The organism is Acetobacter garciniae, from assembly GCF_017377735.1.
Classification (GTDB): Bacteria; Pseudomonadota; Alphaproteobacteria; order Acetobacterales; family Acetobacteraceae; genus Acetobacter; species Acetobacter garciniae.
In genome coordinates this window covers 328,479-347,901 of the sequence record NZ_JAFVMH010000002.1, presented here as the reverse complement: position 1 = coordinate 347,901, position 19,423 = coordinate 328,479, and the positions used below count along the sequence as shown (strand labels likewise).

Here is a 19,423-nt window from a genome sequence, read left to right as displayed (position 1 = left end):
CCCAGCCCGCGCGCCCGAAGGCGGCTCAAAAGCCGGTTCAAAGCCCGGTTGTTGCCGCCGTGTTGTTCCAGGCCCGACGACCCCATTCCCGCAGGCCCCTTTTTCGTGGCGGGCCTGCCAGACCGACGACTGATGTCTGAATACAGTCCCTTCGTCACCGCAACAGCAGGAGGGCCCCAGCTTGGCCTATGATTTCGATCTTCTTGTCATCGGGGCGGGGTCTGGCGGCGTGCGCTGCGCACGCGTGGCCGCAGGCTATGGCGCGCGCGTGGCAGTGGTGGAAAGCCGCCACTGGGGCGGCACCTGCGTCAACCTGGGCTGCGTGCCCAAGAAGCTGATGGTCCAGGCCAGCGAATTTGGCGACATGGTGACCGACAGCCACGGCTTTGGCTGGAACACCACACCGGGCACACATGACTGGCCCACGCTGATCGCCGCGAAGGACCGTGAAATTACGCGGCTGAACGGCATTTATGTGTCCATGCTGGAAAAGGCGGGGGTCACGCTGCTGACCGGCCATGCCCGCTTCGTGGATGGCCATACGCTCAGGATCGAACCTTCCGAACTGGCCCCGTCGGCCACGCCGCACACCGTCACGGCCGAGCGGATCGTGATCGCGACCGGCTCCACCCCGTTCAAGCCGGATTTCACGGGGGTCGAGCTGGCCATTACATCTGATGAGGCCTTTCACCTGCCCCAGCGGCCCCAGCGCGTGGTGCTGATGGGCAGCGGCTATATCGGGGTCGAATTCGCGGGAATTTTCGCGGGGCTGGGTTCACGCGTGGATCTGGTCTATCGGCGCGACCTGCCCCTGCGCGGCTTTGACGAGGACATGCGCACCGCCCTGTCCGAAGCCATTGCCGTGCGCGGCATTACCCAGCACCGCCATACCAACCCGGTCAAGCTTGAACGCGACGGGGCGGATCTTGTCCTGGCCCTGGATGACGGCAAGAGCCTGCGGGCCGACTGCGTTTTTCTGGCCACCGGGCGACGGCCCAAGATCGACAATCTGGGGCTGGAGAACACCCAGGTCGTCACTGTCGAGAACGGCCGCATCCAGGTGGACGAAGGCAGCGAGACCGCGCATGCGGGCATTTACGCCATTGGCGATGTGACCGACCGCATCAACCTGACCCCCGTGGCCATTGCCGAAGGCCATACCCTGGCGGACCGGCTGTTCGGCACCGCCCCACCCCGGCAATGGTGCTACGCCACAACGCCCAAGGCGGTGTTCTTCTCCCCCCCCGTGGCAAGCGTGGGGCTGACCGAAACGGAAGCCGCCCAGAATGGCACGGTGGATATCTATATCGCGCGCTTTACCCCCATGCGGCATACGCTGGGCGGGCGGCGCGACCGCAAGACGGTCATGAAACTGGTGGTGGACCAGGCCAGCCAGAAGGTGGTGGGCGTGCATATTCTTGGCGATGACGCACCAGAAATGCTCCAGGCCGTGGCGGTGGCTGTCACTGCGGGGCTGACCAAGGCGGATTTCGACCGCACCATCGGCATTCACCCCACCTCGGCCGAGGAACTGGTGACCATGCGCACCCGCACGCGCGAAACCCTTAAAACCGGCTGACCGGCAGGATACCGCCCCCACCGGCCGCACAGACGCAAGGACAAAGACCGTGGCTTCCAGCACCCCCGACCTGCCCACCGATCCGAACCCCCCTGGCAAGACCGGCAGGGGCCATGACCTGGCCCTTAAAAACGGCACGGTCGTCCTGCCCGACGGCACGGTGCAGACCACCGTTTATGTGCGCGACGGGCTGATCAGCGCGCTGGGGGGCGAAGCCCCGGCCGCGCGCGTGATCGACTGCACGGGGCTGACCATCCTGCCCGGCGTGATCGACACGCAGGTGCATTTTCGCGAACCCGGGGCGGAGGAGAACGAAAACCTCGAATCCGGCAGCCGCGCGGCGGTTCTGGGCGGGGTGACGGGTGTGTTCGAAATGCCCAACACCAAACCCCCGACCTCCACCCCCGCGGCCGTGGCCGACAAGCTGGCCCGCGCCAAAGGCCGCATGTGGTGCGAACACGCCTTTTACGTGGGTGCCACGGTGGACAATGCCGATGACTGCGGCATGCTTGAAAAACTGCCGGGTACTGCGGGTATCAAGGTGTTCATGGGTTCGTCCACCGGCAACCTGCTGGTATCCGAAGACGCCATGCTCGAACGTGTGCTGCAATCCGGCCAGCGCCGCGTTGCCATCCACGCCGAGGACGAAGCCCGGCTGAAGGCCCGGCTGGGCGAGCGGGTGGAAGGGGATGCATCCTCCCACCCCGTATGGCGGGACGATGAAACCGCCCTGCGCGCCACGCGCCGCGTGCTGGCCCTGGCGCGCAAGACGGGGCGGCGCGTGCATATCCTGCATGTGACCACCCCGGCGGAACTGGAACTGATCGCCCAGCACCGCGATATCGCAAGCTGCGAACTGACCCCCCAGCACCTGACCCTGTGCGCGGAAGACGCCTATCCCCGCCTGGGCACGCTGGCGCAGATGAACCCGCCCATTCGCTCCCGCGCCCACCGCGAAGGGCTGTGGCACTGGGTCAGCCAGGGCCTGCCCGATGTGATCGGTTCCGACCACGCGCCCCACGGGCTGGAAGCCAAGAACCGCCCCTACCCCGCATCCCCCTCGGGCATGCCGAGCGTGCAGACCCTGCTGCCGCTGCTGCTCGACCACGTCGCCCACCACCGCATGACCCTGCGCCGCCTGGTGGACCTGACCTGCACCGGGGCGCAGCGCCTGTTCGGGCTGGTGCGCAAGGGCCGTATTGCCGTGGGGTACGATGCCGATTTCACAGTGGTCGACCTCAAATCCCGCTGGACGATCGAGGAAGACTGGCTGGCCTCGCGCTGCGGCTGGTCGCCCTTTACCGGGCAAAGCATTACCGGCAGGCCCGTGGGCACGATCATTCGCGGCCATCAGGTCATGTGGGAGGGCACCCTGGCGGACACGGCCGTGGGCCAGCCCTTCCTGTTCGATGCGACCGACCGGCCTGCCTGATCGGTAAAAGAAGAAAAGTTTTTGGGTGTCCCCTGTTTTCAGAAAGGGAGCGGTCTTTGAAGCTTTTGGAAAAAGCTTCACCAAAAACTTTTCTTTGATTTCCAGCCCGACCGATATCGGCAGTGCCGGAGGGGACTGGCATTAGCGTTAGGGCCGAGCGGCATTGGGTGTCGCACGCGCATTCCAGCGGCCTGAACGCAGGATCGGGCCAAAAACAGCATGGACGGGGCGTTTCCTCCCCTTTTATAAGCATCCACTTGTAAACACCGCCACCCGGACCGTGCTCTCGGCGCGAACCGAATCTTTCTGGCCCCTTCGTTACGGACTTGCAATCATGTCGTCTTTATCAGCAACGGCGGTGCCATCGGCTGCCCTTTCACGCTCCCAGCTCAGGACCTTTGCCCTGGCTTCGCTCGGCGGGGCGCTGGAATTCTACGATTTTGTCATTTTCGCCTTCCTGGCCAAGCTGATCGCGACCCATTTCTTCCCCGCAAGCCAGAGCGAATGGCTGCGCCAGACCGAAGCGTTCGGGCTGTTCGGCGCGGGCTACCTTGTCCGGCCGCTGGGCGGGGTGATCATGGCGCATTTCGGCGATGTCGCGGGCCGCAAGAAGGTCTTTACCTTCAGCGTATTGCTGATGGCCGTGCCCACGCTGCTGATCGGCCTGCTGCCCAGCTACGAAACCATTGGGGCCGCCGCCCCGCTCGGCCTGCTGCTGATGCGCGTCCTGCAAGGTGCTGCCATCGGCGGGGAAGCGCCGGGGGGCTGGGTGTTCGTCAGTGAACATGCGCCCCCACACCGGGCCGGGCTTGCCGCGGGTCTGCTGACCGGCGGGCTTACAGGGGGCATCCTGCTGGGTTCGGTCGTGATCCTTGTGCTGAACGTGGTGCTGTCCGCCGATGACGTGGCCAACTGGGGCTGGCGCATTCCCTTCCTGATCGGCGGAATATTCGGCCTCGGGGCGATGGTACTGCGCCGCTGGCTGGAGGAAACACCCGTTTTCCGCGAAATGCATGCCCGTGCGGAAACGGCCGAAACACTGCCCGTGAAAATTCTGCTGCGCGAACACCGCCGGGCCATTCTGTGCTCCATGCTCACGACCTGGACCCTGACGGCAGGCGGTATCGTCGTCGTGCTGATGATGCCCCCGCTGATGCAGAGCCTGCACGACATTCCCCCCGCCCAGACCATGGTGGCCAGCCTGAGTGCGACGGTCTGCCTGACGATCGGGGTTGTCACGGCGGGGGCCCTGACCGATTTCATCGGCATGAGAACGCTGGCCGTTACCTTCGCTCTGGCGTTGATTCTCGGCGCGTTCGGCCTTTATGGCATGTCCCCGCTGTTTCCGGGCACGCTGGTGTTCTGGGCGGGGCTGAGCGGGCTGAGCTGCGCCTTCATCGGGCTGGTGCCGGTGGGCATGCTGCGCGCTTTTCCCGCCAAGGTGCGTTTTTCGGGGCTGTCGCTATCCTACAACCTGTCTTACGCGATTTCGGGCGGGTTGACGCCTGCGGCCATTTCCTCGCTGACACTGCACACACCTGTGGCCCCGGCCATTTATGTGGCGCTCACCGCGGTCGTCGGCGGCATCGCCCTGTGGTTCTCGCCCCGGGAAGGCTGACCCCGCCCCCCCGGTCGCGCAAAAAGCTGAAGGAAGACAGCACTCCCCGGCACCACTCACGCGGGGGCGTCTGCCAAGGGTATGGGCAAGTGGGCTGGGCTTGCTGCATGGTCAGACCATCCATCCGGTCCGGTTGTCCGGCCAGTCCCATCCCGGCCTGTTCTTCAGCAGTTGCGCATCGGGGCCAGCCATCGGGCCAGCCCGCGCAACATCATCCGATCATACGACCCCAACATGGGTCTGGCCGCAGGGCCGTCACCCAGGCCTGGCGCGTTACGGGTAGCCGGAATGGTGGTAGGGAAAGCGGTCGACAATCATCCGCAGGGGAGCGAATTCCTTGTTGGAAAAGCTTTCCATATGCACCTGCGTGCCATCGGGCGATTCCACGAACACGGTGGAATTCCAGTCGGCAGCACTGATCCCGGTCCACAGGGTCAGCACCATCACGTCCTTGCCCTGCGCATCCTTGAGCAGCAGATGCGCATCCCCCGAGGAAGGCGGCGTGCGGCTGAGCGGCCCCCAGCCGGACTTGTGGTGCGTGGTCCAGTCGTTGACTGTCTTGATTTCATCCGCACTCAGCGCCCGGGTGCGGTGCATGGGCCCCACATCCACCGAACCGCTGACCACCTGCGGAAAGGTGACGGGCTTGAAATTGGGCAATGCGAACGTCCAGATCAGTGTCGCCGTGCTGACCGTAAAGACCACAAACCCGATAATGAACGCCGTTTCCTTGCGCATTCCCAACTATCCTTCCTGAGCACACACAGCAGCAATAACCCGGGCCACGTCTTCATCCGTCAGTTCGGGGTGAATGGGCAGGGCCAGAATCCGTCCGGCCAGCGCTTCTGACACCGGCATGGGCGTGCCGTCATGATGCGGGCGGTAGGCAGGCTGCCAATGCAACGGCAATGGGTAATAAATGGCCGAGGGCACGCCTTTTTCCTTCAGCCGGGCCTGCAGGGCGTCACGCGCCGCACTGTCCTTGAGCAGAATGGCGTAAATGGCCCAGGCACTGCGGCTGTCGGGCACGCGTACGGGTACCTGCGCCACGTGGGCCAGGCCCTTGTCGTACTGCGTGGCTATTTCATCACGCCGGGTCAGTTCGCGGGCAAAGTCATCGAGCTTGGCCAGCAAGACAGCCGCCTGCAAGGTATCCAGCCTGCCGTTCATGCCGGTGCGCAGCACTTCGTAGCGGGTCGTGCCCTCCCCATGCGTGCGCAGGGACCGGTACAGGGCCGCGCGTTCGGGATCGTCGGTCAGGATCGCGCCGCCATCGCCATAACCACCCAGCGGCTTGGACGGGAAAAACGACAGCGTGGTGGCCGTGGCCTCCCGCCCCAGGGGTTTGCCGTGCAGTTCCGCCCCGAAGGACTGGGCGCAATCGGCCAGCAGGAAAAGCGCTTCCTCCTGCGCGATGGCGCGCAGGGCATCCCACGGGGCGGGCTGGCCGAACAGATCCACCCCCACGATGGCGCGGGGGCGCAGCACGCCCGCTTCACGCACGGCGCGGATGCGCGCACGCAGATGCTCGGGGTCGATCTGAAACGTATCGGGATCGACATCGACAAAAACCGGCACCGCCCCCAGCACCAGCGGCACTTCGGCCGTTGCGGTGTAGGTGAAGGCGGGCAGGAACACCGCATCCCCCCGGCCGATGCCTTCGGCCATCATGACGATCTGCAATGCATCCGTGCCCGAGGATACGGCAACGCATTCCGCAGCGCCGCACCATTGGGCCAGGCGGTCTTCCAGTTCCGTGACTTCGGGCCCCATCACGAACCGGCAATGCGCCAGCACGGCATCGATCCTTGCGCGCAAGGCGGGCCCCAGCCGCGCCTGCTGGGCTGCGAGATCGAGAAAAGCAATGGGCCTGTTGTCTGCACTGTTCATGACGCTACCTGTTCCGTGCCATCGGTACTGAAAGGGGCCACCGGCCCGCCCGGCAAGGCGGCAGGCTGGGTGCCCGATGGGATGCCCGGTGGGGTGCCTGATGGGCTGGTCCCCGGGTCGCCGGCCTTGTCCCCGCCGGCGCGGCCGTTGGGCTGGGCATGATCGGCTGCCCCGACATGGGCAGGGGCTTTGCGCACCTCTCCATGGGGGTTGTGATCGAATTCCGGCACCAGGGCCGCCAAATCCCGCAAAGCCGCCTTGATATCCCCCATCCGCGCGCTGTGTGTCATCCGCTCCACCACGTGGCTGACTTCGGCCAAGTCCACCACGCGCGGCGTGGCCATGAGCAGGCCCGGCGCATCCGTGGGAACCGGGGCCTCGCGCCCGTGGAACAGTTCTTCATACAGTTTTTCTCCGGCCCGCAAACCGGTGAAGCGGATCGCCACGTCCTCTTCAGGGCGCAGACCTGCCATGCGGATCATCTGGCGGGCCAGATCGACGATCCTGACCGGCTCGCCCATATCCAGCACGAAAATGCCGCCATGCCGCAGCAGCGTATCGGTGCCCGAACCATCCTTGCCCGCCATGCCGCGCACGCTGGCCTGCAGAACAAGCCCCACGGCCTCGGGCACGGTCATGAAATAGCGGCGCATGTCGGGATGGGTGACCGTCAGCGGCCCGCCGCGTTCAAGCTGGCGGCGAAACAGCGGCACGACCGAGCCGGTCGAACCCAGCACATTGCCGAACCGCACCGTGATACAGCGCATGCCGCCGGGGGTGGGGCTGGTCCGCGCCTTGATATCCAGCGCCTGGCAGTACATTTCCGCCGCCCGCTTGGACGCGCCCATCAGGCTGGAGGGATTGACCGCCTTGTCGGTCGAAATCACCACCATGGCGCGCACGCCGTGGCGGGCGGCGGTATCGGCCACCACCCGCGTGCCATGCACGTTGGTCAGAATTCCTTCCGCCGGGTTGGCCTCGACAATGGGTACATGCTTCAGGGCTGCGGCATGGAACACCAGATCGGGGCGGAAATGGCCCATGAGCGCATCCATCCGCCCGGCGTCACGCACATCGGCCACCACTGCCTCACGCGGGATATGCGGCGCGGTTTCGGCCAGTTCGACATCGATCTGCCACAACGCGAATTCCCCATGGTCGAGCAGAATCAGCCTTTTGGCCCCCAGCCGCGCGATCTGGCGCACCAGTTCGGAGCCAATGGTGCCGCCAGCCCCGCTGACCAGCACGGTCTGCCCGCCGATCAGGCGTTCCATGCCGTCCAGGTCCAGTGCCACCTGCGGGCGGTTGAGCAGGTCTTCGAGCGGGACGGGCCGCAACTGCACCCGCTCGGCCGGGGCCAGGTCGGTCAGCACGGGGGCGCGCAGCACGGCAATACCGTGCGCCACGGCCGCGTCCAGCACGGCTGTGAGCATCCGGCCCCGGAATGTGGGGTCTGTAATGACAAGGGACTCGGGCAGGCCACCCGCCTTGTCCAGCCGGTCCAGAATGGTGGGGAGCGTGTCCACATGGCCCAGAATGGGCACGTTATGGATACGCCGCCCCGCCTGATGCGTGCCAAGGGCCACCAGACCCACGATCTTGATCCCGCCCTGCCCCGCACGGTCGAGGGCGCGCATGTAGATATCGGCCGCAGTATCCGCCCCGATCAGGATCACGCGGTGCTGTTCGGCGCTGCGCAGGCGCCGCCTGTGGGCCAGGCGGTAGGCCACGCGCAGCCCACCCAGGGCCACCAGCAGCACCAGCGCGTAAATGACGGGAAAGGTCGGGCTGGGCAGGGAAAAGCCCGTCAGCACCAGGCCGATGGAAAACAGCGCGGCGCTGGCGATGGACGCACCGGCAATGCCCATAAGATCGGACATGCCCGAAAAACGCCAGTATTGCTGCGGCATCCGAAACGGCAGGCCGCTGACGACAAGCGTGATCGCCCCGCCGGCCACGAACCAGAGCGGGTGCAAAAGCCCGTCCTGCGGGGCGGCCAGCCAGCGCGCGACGGGGGCTGCCAGCGCAGCCAGAACACCATCGAGCAGGACGTTCACGGCTATTCTGTTCAGCGGCCGAAGCCGGGGGTTACGATGCAGTGCCTTGGAGCGTTGCGATGCCATTATCTTGCACCTATAGCCTAGCACCTGACATCCTAGAAGCAGCACAAACCAGATAGCAGTACTTCATGCCCTTTTCTTTGCCCGCTGTGGCGTTTTTCTGCCTGTTCTGCGCAGCACTGCTGTCGGCTGCACTCGTGCGCGCCATGATCCGCCTGGCCGTGCTCGACCATCCCGGCCACCGCAGCGCGCATGTGCGGCCCACACCCAAGGGGGGTGGGGTCGGTGTCATGGTCGCATTCCTGCTTGTCTGGCCGGTATTGCAGGCCACAAGCGGGCAGGCGGTCTTTTCGCTGAGCACCGTCATGACGGGGGCTGCCCTGCTGCTGCTCTGCGGCGTTTCCTGGCTGGATGATGTGTACCAGTGGCCGCCTTCCATAAAATTCGCGGCCCAATGTGCCGCGGCCGGTCTTGTGGTGGGCGGCGGGCTGGCACTGGACTGGCCCACCCCGCTGGGCGGCACCGTTTTTTCCGTACTGTGGCTGGTCTTCATCTGCAACGCGGTCAATTTCATGGACGGGCTGAACGGCCTGGTTGCAGGCTGCCTGCTGGTGGCGGCCCTTGCCCTGGCTGGGGGCGCAACCACGCTGGGCGTGCCCGGGGCCAGGGGCACGGCCCTGCTGCTGGCCTGCTGCCTGGCGGGTTTCCTGCCCTTTAATTTCCCGCATGCGCGTATTTTCCTGGGCGATGTGGGCAGCCAGGGCTGCGGCCTTCTGGCAGGTACGGCCGCCCTGTATGTGGCACGCCATACGCCCTTGCCATCGGGCTGGCTGTTCGGCCCGACCGTGCTGGCCCCGCTGGCCTATGACGTGCTGTTCACGCTGGCCCGGCGCAAGCTTGGCGGGCATTCCGTGGTGCAGGCGCATCGGGGCCATCTGTACCAGGTCCTGCATCGCAGCGGTGTCAGCGCATCTGCGATCTCGGCCATGGAATGGGGTTTTACGGCATGGGGCGGCATTGTGGCCTGCACCGTGGCCCATCTGCCCTGGCAAACGGGCCTGCTCGCAGCCACCGCCCTGGTCCTGCCACCCCAACTGGCCTGGACGGCCTACGCCATTGCGCGCACGCGCCGCCACCCGGTCGGGCCGTGGTAGCAGCCTGAACGCCCTGCCCCCTGTAGCCCCGGCCGATCTGCGAACGGGCTGGGCCACAGGGCTGGCGCGAACAGGCACAAATCTGCGGCGAAGGGCGATGGAACTGGCGGGGGTGGGAGAGCAGGCGTTATTTCAGCTTGAAGGTCAGGCCCTGGGCCGAGCCCGCAAGGCGTGCACCCTTGGTGATGGTCTCGATCTTGATCCGCACGCCGTTCTTGTTTTCCAGCACAAGGCCGCCCAGTCCCTGGCCCAGCGTGGCTTCGCCATGCACGGCGCCATAAGTGCCTTCGAAATCCTTTATGCGGTGCAGGTTATAGACCGTCCCGCTTCCCGTGATCTTGGAGAAACCGACAGCCGCGATCGTCCCACCCTCGATGGAAAAGGGGTAGTTGCGATGGTTGAACCGCACCCGCCCCTGGCCCCAGGTATAGCCGACACCGACATCGGCCGATTTGATTTCCATGGTCATGGTGCCTGTGGCGGCACCCAGCGCATCGGCCGCATGGGCCATGGGGGTCGCGCTCAGCGATGCCGCGAGCACGCTTGCCCCTATCAGGGAAGAAAATCGCATGGCTGCCATCCTTCTTTCTATCTCCCTCCCTGGCGCCCCAGCCCCACCTTGCGGCGAGATGCGGTCATGACCGGGAGAGTTGAAAGAAGAACGCCCTACCGAGTACGAAGTTGCCCCAAATGCACATTGGCCAGATCAGCCGGCCCGATCACGCATGAAAAGCGAAACCGGGCCGCAAACCTGCCCTTTTGCAGCCAGTGCCGATCAGGCAGCGGCAACCCGGCGCAGCTTGCGAACGGTGGCTGTCTTGTCTTCCTGGCGCGGCTTCTTGCTGGTCTCGTGCGCGGCATCGCCCATGACGGAGCGGATTTCCTTGAGGTACGCCGCACCCTTGGGCGTGCGCTGCACCAGCACGGACCGGCGGTCCAGCGGGTCCACCTTGCGGCGGGTCAGGTCAAGCTCGCCCAGCCGGTCCAGCGCGCGGGTAATCGCGGGCTTGGACACGTTCAGGCTGGCGGCCAAGCCACGCACCGTGTGCCCGCTTTCATCCAGGTAGCATGTCAGGAACACCGCCAGCTGGCGGGCGGACAGGTCCGGCCCCGCACCCCTGACGAGAGAAACGATCGTGTCACGAAGGGTCCTTACCAGATCCTCTGTTTTTTCTGCTGTCTGAACCATAACTCCACTTTCCTTTCCGGACCGGTCCCTCGAAAGTCGGGGACAGCCCACTTCTCTTTTCCGGCCCGGATTAAAGCCAGATCATCTACCCGGTTTATATAGGAACCGAAACAACACAATTAACCCTTCAATACAGAAATAGTTTCGTTCATTCATGTGACGACTTTAAGACACAGGGTCCACCCCAACGCCTAGCACCGTACACACAGCCGTGAAAAACGCCCGAATTCCGGGAGAATCCCCGCCTTCCGGGCGGCCGGGCCGGCTTGAATCGTTCCACGCATAACTGTCGATATGCACCCAACGCTGAGCAGGCTTTACAAAACGCGCAAGAAACAATCCGGCTGTAATGGCGCCGGCCATAGGTCTGGAGGCAATATTGTTCAGGTCCGCTACTGGGCTGCTCAGCCATTTGGCATAGCCGGGCCAGAGCGGCAGGCGCCATAACGGATCGGATTCGCGCACGGATACTTCCAGAAAGGTCTGGGCCGTCGCGTCGTCATTGCAGAACAGGGCGGGCAGGTCGGGCCCCAGCGCCACGCGGGCGGCCCCCGTCAGTGTCGCCACGTCAAGCAGCAGGGCGGGGTCGTGCTCGCAGGCTTCATGCAGCAGGTCGCACAGGACCAGCCGTCCTTCGGCATCCGTATTGCCGATTTCCACACTCAGCCCAGCACGGCTTGTCACCACGTCCAGCGGCCGCATGGCCCGGCCCGAAACGCTGTTCTCCACACAGCCCAGCCGCAGTTCCAGCCGCACGGGCAGGTCGCGCGCCATCACAAGGCGTGCCAGCGCCAGGACCGTCGCGGCCCCGCCCATATCCTTTTTCATCCGCAGCATGCCGCTTGAGGGCTTGAGGTCATACCCACCGCTGTCGAAGCACACGCCCTTGCCCACCAGCGAAAGCAGCGGGGCCGCAGCACCGGCGCCCGAGCCCTGCCACCGTGCCACCACCACGCGCGGCCCGCGCTCCGACCCCATGCCGACATGGGCCACCAGCGGATAGGCCTTGGCCAGTGCTGCCCCCTTCACGATCTCGACCTGTGCGCCCAGGGGCTCCAGCACGTCGCGCGCGGCCTGTGCCAGTTCGGACGGACCCAGCAGGTTGGCGGGCATATTGATAAGGTCGCGCGCCAGCCAGATGGAGCGCGCCTGCTCGACCGCCAGGCCTTCGCTCTCGGCCCGGCTGACCACCAGGCGCGGCTTGCCCTGCCCCGCGCCACCCTGCGATGGATTGCCTTGCGATGCGCTGCCTTGTTGGGCCGCCTTGTTCCTGGACCGCCCCGCCTTGGCGCTGCCCGCCCCATCGCCGGATTTGAGCCCATAGCGATAAGCCCCGAGGCAGAACCCCAGAATGACGTCGTCCCGCGCGATATCGTCCGGCGTTTCCACCCGCCAGTCACCCCCCGGCAGGTCGCGTGCCAGCACGCCGAATACGAACGGATCGCGCGGCTGGTCCTTTTCGGCAATGCCCAGCACGGCTTGCAGGCCCCCGGCTTCCCCCGGCACCAGCATGAGCTGGCCTGGGCTGGCCGTAAACCCGCAGCCCTGGGCGAAGGCCGCCGCCTGTTCGCTGATCCAGGTCGCCAGCAGGTCGCATTCGGACGGGCGCACGGCATAAACGGCATTGGGCATGCTGGTGGCAGTACCGGGTCCGGCGGATTTCTTGCGGCGCGGCGGCACGCTCAGGCAGTCTGGCTCACGCATGGGTAACCTCCCTTTTTTCCTGTCGCGCACAGTGCGCCGCGTGCCCGGCCAATGCAACGGGGGTGGAAATTTAGCGCAACGGCTTGCTTTTCCGCCCGGCGCGACAGAGCATGGCGGCATGACGGTTCCCCTGCGCCCGATCTCCCCCCCGCCTGCGCGAGACGGCGCATGGGTGGCACCCGTACGGGCCATTGTGGGCCCCACCAATACCGGCAAGACCCATCTGGCCCTTGAACGCATGCTGGCCCATGCCTCGGGCGTGATCGGCTTTCCGCTGCGCCTGCTGGCGCGGGAAAATTACGAACGGATGGTGCGGCTCAAGGGGGTGCGGGCCGTGGCCCTGATCACGGGGGAGGAAAAAATCATTCCCCCCCATGCGCGGTGGTTTTCATGCACGGTGGAAGCCATGCCCATGGACCGCCCGGTCGATTTCGTGGCGGTGGATGAAATCCAGCTTTGCGCAGACCCCGAGCGCGGCCATATTTTCACCGACCGGCTGCTGAACGCCCGGGGCCTGTCCGAAACGCTGTTCCTGGGGTCGGACACCATCGCCCCCCTGCTGCGGACCCTGGTGCGCGGGATCGAAATCGAAACCCGGCCCCGCCTGTCGAACCTGACCTGTTCGGGGCATAACCGGCTGTCGCGCCTGCCGCCGCGTTCGGCCATTGTCGCCTTCTCCATGGCCGAGGTCTACGCCATTGCGGAGCTGATCCGCCGCAAGCGGGGCGGGTGTGCGGTGGTCATGGGCCAGCTTTCGCCGCGCACGCGCAACGCGCAGGTCGCCCTGTACCAGAATCGCGAGGTGGACTACCTGGTCGCGACCGATGCCATAGGCATGGGGCTGAACATGGATATCCACCATGTGGCCTTTGCCGGCATGGCCAAGTTCGACGGGCAACGCCACCGGCTGCTGAACGCGGCCGAGGTGGCCCAGATCGCGGGCCGGGCCGGGCGCGGCACGCGGGATGGCACCTTCGGCACCACTGGGGAATGCCCGCCTTTTCCCGAACCGTTGGTCGAAGCGGTGGAGGAGCACCGGTTCGAGCCCCTGTCCTTCCTGTGGTGGCGCAATTCCGTGCTGGATTTTGCCACGCCTGCGGCTCTGCATGCCAGCCTGTGCGTAAAACCGCCCACAGCCTGCCTGCGCCCGGCCGAACCCGCCACGGACATGCTGGTATTGCGCGCCTTCATGCAGGATAAAGCCATAAGCGGGCTGGCCCGCACGCCCGAACACACCCGCCTGATGTGGGAAGTGTGCCAGATCCCCGACTTCCGCAAGCTGGGGGAAGACAGCCATATCCGCCAATGCGCGCAGATTTTCGCCCTGCTGGTGCGCCAGGGCCGCCTGCCGTCCGACTGGCTGCGCGCCCGCCTGCACGGGCTTGAGCATACCGAGGGCGATATAGAAGCGCTGATGCAGCGCCTGATGGGCATTCGGGTCTGGTCCTATGTGGCGGCCCGCACCGGCTGGGTGGAAGATGCCGAACACTGGCAGCGCCACACGCGCCAGTTGGAAGATACGCTGTCCGATGCGCTGCATGACCGCCTGACCGCCCGCTTCGTGGACCGGCGGGCCGCAAGCCTGGCCCGCCGCCTTGAAGAAGCCGATGGCAAGCCCCTGCTTTCAGCCATGAACCGCCTGGGCGAAGTCAGTGTGGAAGGGCACGCGGTAGGCCATATGCGCGGCTTTACCTTCATCCCCGACCCCGAAGCCGCGCGGGCCGACCAGGCGCTTGTCCTGCGCGCCGCCCGCCGTGCCGCGCGGAGCGAAATTCCCCGCATGGTGGCCCGTTTCCTTCAGGCGGAGGGGGAGCTTGCCCTCGACCTGCAAAGCGGGGCCCTTCTGTGGGGGGATGAACCGATCGGCCAGTTGCGGCCCGGCCCGTCCGTGCTGCGGCCCGCCATTGCGGTTAGGGATGCGGAATTTCTGGACGCCATCCAGAAAGAGAAAATCCGCCACAAACTTGCAGAATTCGTCACCGCGCGGATCCGCCACGACCTGGCCCCCCTTTTCCATGCGGAGGACGCAACAGCCCCCCATCCGGCCCTGCGCGGGCTGATCCATCGGCTGATGGAACATGGCGGGGTCACGCCCTGCCCCGAACGCCCGTCCCTTACCCGGGCTGATGCCTTGCTGCTGGCGCGCCTGCATATCGCCTTCGGGCTGGACACGCTGTTCTGCACGCGGTTGCTCAAGCCACACCCCATGGCGCTGCGCCGCCTGCTGCTGGGGATCAGCCTGGGCCACACCATGCCGGACCTGCCGCCCCCGGGTGCGGTATCGTTCGCCCTGGAGCACCCGCCCTTGCCGGCAGAGAAAGCCGCGTTCCTCAGCCTGGGCTGGGTCTGCGCCGGGGCATTCGCGGTCCGACTCGACAGGGCCGTGGCCGTCAGGCGGGAAATGGACGCGCTGAGCGCTTTGGGGCAAAAGCCCCTGCCTTATGCGCTGGCGTCACGCCTGGGGGTGGTGAAAAAAAAACTGCCAGTCCTGCTCACGGCATTGGGGGGGCGCGTCCAGCCCCCCGTGGCCCTGCCTGCAAACCAGCCGGGACCGCCGGCACCTTTCATGATTTTGCCCGCGCGGGTGCAAAAAAACCAGAAGAAGCTCCGCGCTTTCGCGCATGCGCCAGCCAGGCCGCGCACCATGAAAAGCGACAGCCCCTTTGCCGTGCTGGCGCGGCTGAAAGAACGCCAGTAACATCCAGCCGTGCCGGTTGCGGTACGGCACTGCACCCCGTGCGGGGTATCCTGTCGCGCTAACGGGTTGCCATTGGGCGAAAAGCCCCTCATATCTGCGCCAACCCTCGTGGCTGGACCTGCAACAGGTCAGCTATCTGATCCCACCCGGCGTGCGTTCCTCAGCCGCCAGATAAATTCGGAGATGGCAATGACCTACGTGGTCACTGAAAACTGCATCCGCTGCAAATTCATGGACTGTGTGGAAGTCTGCCCCGTTGACTGCTTCTACGCCGGTGAGAACTTTCTGGTAATCAACCCGGACGAATGCATTGACTGCGGCGTGTGTGAGCCGGAATGCCCTGCGGAGGCGATTTTCCCCGACAGCGACGATCGTGCGGCCGCCTGGGCGGAAATCAACGCAAAATATTCGACGCAGTGGCCCAATATCACACGCAAGGGCACGCCGCCCGCCGATGCGGAAGAATGGAAAGACAAGCCCGACAAGACCGGCCTGCTCTCCCCCAACCCGCAGAAGGACTGATCTTCTCACGCACCCGTTGCAAAACGGCAAATGGCACCGCGCAAGCTGGTGCCATTTTTTTATCGAGATTTCGGCCATTTCTAGGGCGCCTAAGAACCGGATCGCCTGCCCCCGGCGAACCCCAAGGCGACTTTCGGATACCGGTTGCAGTTCAGTCGGGGTTCCTGACGGCCGCCTCACTGTTTGCGGCAAGGGACGGGAGGAGTTCTGGCCCCTTGCAAGCGGATTGGAAACCACAAAGGGCGCTCAGTCCAAACCCGTGCAACCCTTAAACACCACCGGGCCAGAACCCACCAGGTCTCGCCGCACCAAGCCGAACCTTTAGGCCAGCCCCCCAGGTCGGATGCCCGCAGCGCTCATCGCCGTCCGCCGCCCGAGAGACCAAATCTCTGCCGAGCCGCCAGGCCGAACAGCCGACTAAGCCACCGGACTGAAACACCAGACCGAACAACCGGATCGACCAACCGCGCGGACCAACCGGGGGCAGATCAAGCGGGCGCATCAAGCAGCCGAACGGCAAACACCCGGCGCGACTTTTCATGCCGCGTTCAAGACCCCAAACAGAAAAACCCCGGAGCATGTCGCTCCGGGGTCTTGTCCTGTACCCGCAGGCCAACCCGTTCGGGCTGGCCCCAGCATGACGCTGATTAACGGGACATCATGTGGGCTGCGGTGTTGGTCATGATGAACACGGTGCCAACGATCAGGATGGCAACGAAGCTCACGGTGAACACAAACGCAATGTTGTTCCAACGCTGTTCGGAAGACCCGCCCATGTGCAGGAAGTAGTGCAGATGCACCAGAACCTGAACCAGAGCCAGCACCGACAGAGCGCCCAGCGTGCCAGTCGGGGAAAGGCTGTGGGTCGAAACCACGGCAAACGACAGGACCGTCAGGATAACGGCAAGAACAAACCCGATAACGTAGGACGCTACGCTACCGTGGCTCTCTCCCGAGGAGGATGTATGAGAAGTGCTCATCAGATCATGCTCGCCAGATAGACATAGGTGAAAACGCAGATCCAGACGATATCCAGGAAGTGCCAGAACAGGCTCAGGCAGGTGAGCTTGTTCATCATGCGTTCCGGGATTTCCGTCGTGCCCATCAGCTGGACGATCAGGGTGACAATCCAGATCAGGCCGCAGGTCACGTGCAGACCATGCGTGGATACGAGCGTGAAGAACGCAGACAGGAACGCGCTGCGATCCGGACCGGCGCCATCAGCGATCATGTGTGCGAATTCACGCACTTCCAGCCCCACGAACCCAAGACCCAGCAGGAATGTGACGCCAAGCCACATGATAACCTTGCTGACTTCGGCCTTATGGGCGGCGATCATGCCAAACCCATAGGTGATGGAAGAAACCAGCAGAAGGGCTGTTTCCAGCCCAAGTCCGCCGAATTCAAACAGTTCGTGGCCGGTCGGACCGCCGTTGAACTGATTGCGCAGGACTGCAAATGCGGCAAAAAGCGTGCCGAAAATGATGCAGTCCGTCATCAGATAGACCCAGAACCCGAACACCACCGGAGATTCGTGGTGATGTTCGTCGTGGCCGTCGGTCTGAACAGTTGTATTCTGTGCCATTATTCAGCTGCCTGTGCCAACAGTTTACGGGTGTGCTCGTTTTCGATCCGGGCAACCTCTTCGGCGGGGATATAGTAGTCGATATCCTTGTTCGCGCTACGTGCGATCACAGCACCGATGACACCGATCAGGCCAAGGGCCGCCAGCCACCAGATATACCACACAGCCGCGAAACCGAAGACCAGGGAGGAGATGCCAACGACAAGACCCGCAGCCGTGTTCTTCGGCATATGGATCGCTTCGTAATGCCCACCAGCCTGACGGGTATCGATGCCGCCTTCCTTGTCGTGCATGAACGCATCAAGCGCAGTCACGTTGGGAACGATGGCAAAGTTGTAGATCGGCGGCGGGGAAGACGTGGACCATTCCAGCGTACGGCCGTTCCAGGGGTCGCCTGTCACGTCGCGGTTGGCGGGAAGGTTGCAGTCGCGGATGGAAACATAGAGCTGCATAAGCTGGCAGGCGATACCCAGCAGGATCAGCACCGCACCCACTTCGGCAATCAGCAGCCAGGGATGCCAGGCCGGATTGTCGTAATGGTTCAGACGGCGTGTCATGCCCTGGAAGCCCAGCACATACAGCGGAACGAACGCGAAGAAGAAGCCAACCAGCCAGAACCAGAAGGCACGGATGCCCCAGCTTTCGTTCAGCTTGAAACCCAGGACCTTGGGAGCCCAGAAGTTCATGCCGCAGATGTAACCGAAATACACACCGCCGATAATCACGTTATGGAAGTGGGCAATCAGGAACAGACTGTTATGCAGAACGAAGTCAGCGCCCGGGATGGCCATCATGACACCGGTCATACCACCGATGGTGAAGGTGACCATGAAGCCGACAGCCCAATACATGCAAGCATGATACTGGATGCGGCCCTTATACATGGTGAACATCCAGTTGAAGAGCTTAACGCCCGTCGGGATGGAGATGATCATGGTCGCGATGCCGAAGAAGGCATTGACGTCCGGACCAGCACCCATGGTGAAGAAGTGATGCACCCACACGACAAAGGACAGCACCATGATGGAGCATGTCGCGTAAACCATCGTCGCGTAACCGAACAGCGGCTTGCCGGAGAAGGCAGGCACGACTTCGGAGAACACGCCGAATGCGGGAATGACAAGAATGTAAACTTCCGGATGACCCCAGGCCCAGATCAGGTTCAGGTACATCATCTGGTTGCCGCCGCCGTCATTGGTAAAGAAGTGCATACCAAAATAACGGTCCAGACCCAGCAGAGCGACAGCCACCGTCAGGACGGGGAAGGACACCATGATGAGGATGGAGGAGCAGAACGCCGTCCAGGTGAAGACCGGCATTTTCATCCAGCTCATGCCCGGAGCGCGCATCTTCACGATGGTGACAAAGAAGTTCACACCGGTCAGCAGCGTGCCGACACCAGAGATCTGGATGGCCCAGATATAGTAGTCAACGCCGACACCGGGGCTAAACTGCGTCTCGGACAGGGGCGGATAAGCCAGCCAGCCGCACTGCGAGAATTCACCGATGAACAGGGACACGTTCACCAGGATGAACGCGACAGCCGTCATCCAGAAGCTCAGGTTGTTCAGGAACGGGAATGCAACGTCACGTGCGCCGATCTGCAGCGGCACGACGAAGTTGAACAGACCGGTCATGAACGCCATGGCCAGGAAGAAGATCATGATCGTCCCGTGGGCCGAGAAGATCTGGTCGTAGTGATGCGGGGGCAGATAACCGGGGTTACCCGCATAGGCCAGCGCAAGCTGGGTACGCATCATGATAGCGTCCGCGAAGCCGCGGAACAGAGCAACCAGCGCCAGCACGATGTACATGACAGCCAGACGCTTGTGATCGACAGAGGTAAACCACTCTTTCCAGAGATAGCCCCACTTGCCGTAATAGGTGATGAGCCCCAGCACCGCGATACCGACAATGGCGACGCCGATGAATGTTCCCACCAGGATCGGCACATCCAACGGGATGGCCGATAAAGATAGTCTCCCTAGCATA

Annotated in this window: 15 protein-coding genes; 6 read left to right on the top strand and 9 right to left on the bottom strand. The window is 64.1% G+C overall.

From position 1 onward, the window contains the following. The first annotated feature begins 181 nt into the window (after positions 1 to 181). From gorA to J2D77_RS05430, 3 genes are all read left to right on the top strand, one after another. The gene (gene gorA / locus J2D77_RS05440) at positions 182 to 1,579 is read left to right on the top strand and encodes a glutathione-disulfide reductase (protein WP_207845284.1); all 1,398 of its coding nucleotides are present in this window, start codon (positions 182 to 184) and stop codon (positions 1,577 to 1,579) included. 70 nt (positions 1,580 to 1,649) lie between these two features. Then, on the top strand, positions 1,650 to 3,011 hold the full coding sequence (locus J2D77_RS05435; protein ID WP_207845655.1) for a dihydroorotase: 1,362 nt from the start codon (positions 1,650 to 1,652) through the stop codon (positions 3,009 to 3,011). Between the two features lie 334 nt (positions 3,012 to 3,345). Next, positions 3,346 to 4,629, top strand: a complete 1,284-nt coding sequence (locus tag J2D77_RS05430; protein WP_207845283.1) for an MFS transporter — start codon at positions 3,346 to 3,348, stop codon at positions 4,627 to 4,629. Positions 4,630 to 4,902: 273 nt separating this feature from the next. Here the strand turns inward: J2D77_RS05430 and J2D77_RS05425 are convergent, their stop codons facing one another. Genes J2D77_RS05425 through J2D77_RS05415 form a run of 3 tightly spaced genes read right to left on the bottom strand, consistent with a single transcriptional unit; the run spans position 4,903 to position 8,642 of the window. After that, positions 4,903 to 5,367 (bottom strand): hypothetical protein, encoded by a 465-nt coding sequence (locus J2D77_RS05425; protein ID WP_207845282.1) that lies wholly within the window; start codon positions 5,365 to 5,367, stop codon positions 4,903 to 4,905. A gap of 6 nt (positions 5,368 to 5,373) precedes the next feature. After that, positions 5,374 to 6,519, bottom strand: coding sequence for a DegT/DnrJ/EryC1/StrS family aminotransferase (locus J2D77_RS05420; RefSeq protein ID WP_207845281.1), 1,146 nt, complete (start codon positions 6,517 to 6,519; stop codon positions 5,374 to 5,376). Further along, positions 6,516 to 8,642 (bottom strand): polysaccharide biosynthesis protein, encoded by a 2,127-nt coding sequence (locus J2D77_RS05415; RefSeq protein ID WP_230975532.1) that lies wholly within the window; start codon positions 8,640 to 8,642, stop codon positions 6,516 to 6,518. Before J2D77_RS05415 ends, J2D77_RS05420 begins: the two co-directional genes overlap by 4 nt. Positions 8,643 to 8,707: 65 nt before the next feature. Between J2D77_RS05415 and J2D77_RS05410 the strand changes: the two genes are divergently transcribed. Beyond that, positions 8,708 to 9,733: an MraY family glycosyltransferase gene (locus tag J2D77_RS05410; protein WP_207845280.1), complete on the top strand. Its 1,026-nt coding sequence runs from the start codon at positions 8,708 to 8,710 to the stop codon at positions 9,731 to 9,733. Between the two features lie 127 nt (positions 9,734 to 9,860). On the opposite strand, the gene J2D77_RS05405 is transcribed toward J2D77_RS05410, so the two are convergent. The 3 genes from J2D77_RS05405 to J2D77_RS05395 all read right to left on the bottom strand — a co-directional run bounded on the left by J2D77_RS05405 (position 9,861) and on the right by J2D77_RS05395 (position 12,626). Continuing rightward, positions 9,861 to 10,304: a hypothetical protein gene (locus J2D77_RS05405; protein WP_207845279.1), complete on the bottom strand. Its 444-nt coding sequence runs from the start codon at positions 10,302 to 10,304 to the stop codon at positions 9,861 to 9,863. A gap of 204 nt (positions 10,305 to 10,508) precedes the next feature. Next, entirely contained in the window at positions 10,509 to 10,922 is a 414-nt protein-coding gene (locus J2D77_RS05400) for a MarR family winged helix-turn-helix transcriptional regulator (protein ID WP_207845278.1), read from the bottom strand. A gap of 165 nt (positions 10,923 to 11,087) precedes the next feature. Beyond that, positions 11,088 to 12,626, bottom strand: a complete 1,539-nt coding sequence (locus J2D77_RS05395) for a leucyl aminopeptidase family protein (protein WP_207845277.1) — start codon at positions 12,624 to 12,626, stop codon at positions 11,088 to 11,090. A 118-nt stretch (positions 12,627 to 12,744) separates the two neighbouring features. Between J2D77_RS05395 and J2D77_RS05390 the strand changes: the two genes are divergently transcribed. Further along, on the top strand, positions 12,745 to 15,324 hold the full coding sequence (locus J2D77_RS05390; protein ID WP_207845276.1) for a helicase-related protein: 2,580 nt from the start codon (positions 12,745 to 12,747) through the stop codon (positions 15,322 to 15,324). A gap of 189 nt (positions 15,325 to 15,513) precedes the next feature. Further along, complete coding sequence (gene fdxA / locus J2D77_RS05385) at positions 15,514 to 15,846, top strand: ferredoxin FdxA (RefSeq protein ID WP_207845654.1); 333 nt, start codon at positions 15,514 to 15,516, stop codon at positions 15,844 to 15,846. 647 nt (positions 15,847 to 16,493) lie between these two features. Here fdxA and cyoD read toward each other — a convergent pair. Genes cyoD through cyoB form a run of 3 tightly spaced genes read right to left on the bottom strand, consistent with a single transcriptional unit; the run spans position 16,494 to position 19,422 of the window. Then, entirely contained in the window at positions 16,494 to 16,826 is a 333-nt protein-coding gene (cyoD, locus tag J2D77_RS05380) for a cytochrome o ubiquinol oxidase subunit IV (RefSeq protein ID WP_207845275.1), read from the bottom strand. Continuing rightward, on the bottom strand, positions 16,826 to 17,431 hold the full coding sequence (cyoC, locus tag J2D77_RS05375; protein WP_207845274.1) for a cytochrome o ubiquinol oxidase subunit III: 606 nt from the start codon (positions 17,429 to 17,431) through the stop codon (positions 16,826 to 16,828). Before cyoC ends, cyoD begins: the two co-directional genes overlap by 1 nt. After that, positions 17,431 to 19,422, bottom strand: coding sequence for a cytochrome o ubiquinol oxidase subunit I (gene cyoB, locus J2D77_RS05370; RefSeq protein ID WP_207845273.1), 1,992 nt, complete (start codon positions 19,420 to 19,422; stop codon positions 17,431 to 17,433). Before cyoB ends, cyoC begins: the two co-directional genes overlap by 1 nt. Position 19,423 lies beyond the last annotated feature (1 nt).